We start from the raw sequence: 2,682 nt of genomic DNA, 5'->3' as shown, positions 1-2,682 counted from the left end.
GAGATGCCCGTGCCGACCAACGGTCGGCACCCACCAGGCCCCTGCCGGCCAGCGGCCGGCACTACCTGGGATCGGTTACCCCTGCTGGCCCAGCGCGCGCAGCAGGCCGCGGGCCTTGGCCCGGGTCTCGTCCAGTTCCTTGTCCGGGTCCGAGTCGACCACGATGCCGGCGCCGGTACGGAAGCTCACCTCCTGCCCGTCCACTTCTGCGGTGCGGATGAGGATGTTCAGGTCCAGATCGCCGTCGCGGTTCAGCCAGCCGAAGGCGCCGGTGTAGGCCCCGCGCGGCACCTGCTCCAGTTCACTGATGATCTGCATGCAGCGCACCTTGGGGCAGCCGGTGATGGTGCCGCCCGGGAAAGTCGCGGCGATCACCTCGCCCGGGGTGACCTCGGGGCGCAGGTGGCCGCTGACGTTGCTGACGATGTGGTGCACGTGCGCGTAGCTTTCCACGGTCATCAGTTCATCGACGACCACCGTGCCGGGCAGGCAGATGCGGCCCAGGTCGTTGCGCTCCAGGTCGATCAGCATCACGTGTTCGGCGCGCTCCTTGGGGTGGCCGACCAGTTCCTGGATGCGCGCGGCATCGTCGTCGCCTTCAAAGCGCGGGCGGGTGCCGGCAATCGGCCGGGTCTGCGCGTGGCCGGCATGCACCGACACCAGCCGTTCCGGCGAGGAGCTGACCACGTGGCGGCCGTACGCGCTGAACAGGCCGGCGAACGGTGCCGGGTTGGCGCGGCGCAGCTGCGCGTAGAGCGCCTGGGGGCTGACCGGCGCGGCGAACTGCGCGCTCCAGCGCCGCGACAGGTTCACCTGGAACACATCACCGGCACGCAGGTAGTCGATCACCCGGCGCACGCCGTCGGTGAAGCGCTGCGGCGCGTCCTCGCCCACCGACTGCGGCGGCTGCCAGCCCTGCCCGGCCTGGGGCAGCGCGGCCGAGGCCTGTGCCACCAGCGCATCCAGCAGGGCCTGCTCACCGGCTTCGGCGATGACGAAGCTGGCACCGTTCTCATGGTCATGCAGCACGGCCGCCGGGCAACGCAGTGCCAGCGCGGTCGGGAGGCCGTCATCGCGCGCGCGCGCGGGCAGCACGGTTTCGATCTGGCTGGCCACTTCGTAATCGAGCATCAGCGCCCAGCCACCCCGGAACGGCAGGCTGTGGCTGCCTTCGTGCGGCAGGCGCGCGGCCTGCCAGGCATGGTCCAGCGCCTGCAGGAAGCTGCCGGGCTGCACGGCGTCGTGCTGGTCGCGCACCTGGCCGTCGGCGTCCAGCCGCAGGCAATCGCCCTGCGCGGCCAGCAGCAGGCTCCAGCGCCCTTGGGCGGTGCCCGAGGCGGTGGATTCCATCAGCAGCGGGAAGCGCGCGGGGTCGTGCTGCTGCAGGGCCAGCAGATCGATCGGGTGCGGCAGCGGGTGGATCAGCGGGGCGTGGGTCATGGTGGTCGGTTCGGGGGTTCAGATGCACGGAAGCCGCCTTGCGGCGGCCTCCGTGGTGCTCCGGATGCCGACAGGTAGAGTCGACTGTCAGTCGACTGCTTTCCCATCAGCGATCATTGCGGCGGATCAAAAGGCAGTCGACCAACGGTCGACTCTACCTCACAGGTCAGACGCGCTTGAAGATCAGCGTGCCGTTGGTGCCGCCGAAGCCGAAGCCATTGGACATCACCACGTCCACCTTGGCCTGGCGCGCTTCGTTGGGCACGTAGTCCAGGTCGCAGCCTTCGCCCGGCTGCTGCAGGTTGATGGTCGGCGGGATGACATTGTCCTGCAGCGCCATCACCGAGAAGATCGCTTCCACGCCGCCGGCGGCACCCAGCAGGTGTCCGGTCATCGACTTGGTGGAACTGACCATCATCTTGTAGGCGTGGTCGCCGAAGGCGGCCTTCATGGCCATGGTTTCGCCCAGGTCGCCCAGCGGCGTGGAGGTGCCGTGCGCGTTGAGGTAGCCGACCTGTTCCGGGGTCACGCCGGCATCGCGCATGGCCATGGCCATGCAGCGGGCGGCGCCTTCGCCGTTCTCGCTCGGGGCGGTCATGTGGTACGCATCGGAGCTGGCGCCGAAGCCGGCCAGTTCGCAGTAGATCTTGGCGCCACGGGCCTTGGCGTGTTCGTACTCTTCCAGCACCAGGATGCCGGCGCCGTCGCCCAGCACGAAGCCGTCGCGGTCCTTGTCCCACGGGCGCGAAGCCTGTTCCGGGGCATCGTTGCGGGTGCTCATGGCCTTCATCGCGCAGAAGCCGCCCAGGGCGGTCGGCGAGGAACCACGCTCGGCGCCACCGGCCACCATCACGTCGGCATCGCCGTACTGGATCATGCGCATGGCGGTGCCGATCGAATGGTTCGAGGTCGCACACGCCGAGACCGCCGAGAACGACGGGCCCTTCAGGCCGGTGATGATGCTCAACTGGCCCGGCAGCATGTTGATGATGGTCTTGGGCACGTAGAAGGGCGAGATCTTCCTGCCCTCGTGGAACTCGATGGTCTGCTCTTCGATACCCAGCAGGCCGCCGATGCCGGCACCGACGATGGCGCCGATGCGCTCGGCGTTGGCGTCGGTGATCTCCAGGCCCGAATCATGCAGCGCCATGAAGGAGGCACCGAGGCCGTAATGGATGAACGGGTCCATCTTCTTGGCAGATCGTAAGAGCGTCGTTAAGGTAAAGACTCTCCACTGTACGC

General features: G+C 68.5%; 2 protein-coding genes. Both read right to left on the bottom strand.

Features of this window, described 5'->3' with window-relative positions; translation table 11 throughout:
• Window positions 1-75: 75 nt before the first annotated feature.
• The gene (locus ACQKDV_RS17655) at window positions 76-1,440 is read right to left on the bottom strand and encodes an aminodeoxychorismate synthase component I (RefSeq protein WP_427785468.1); all 1,365 of its coding nucleotides are present in this window, start codon (window positions 1,438-1,440) and stop codon (window positions 76-78) included.
• Window positions 1,441-1,606: 166 nt separating this feature from the next.
• A partial coding sequence (gene fabF, locus ACQKDV_RS17650; protein WP_427785467.1) for a beta-ketoacyl-ACP synthase II occupies window positions 1,607-2,682 on the bottom strand: 1,076 nt, incomplete at its 5' end.

It is taken from the genome of Stenotrophomonas sp. NPDC077659, from assembly GCF_050268705.1.
In the GTDB taxonomy this organism is placed as follows: domain Bacteria; phylum Pseudomonadota; class Gammaproteobacteria; order Xanthomonadales; family Xanthomonadaceae; genus Stenotrophomonas.
This window is presented reverse-complemented; position numbering and strand designations above follow the sequence as displayed.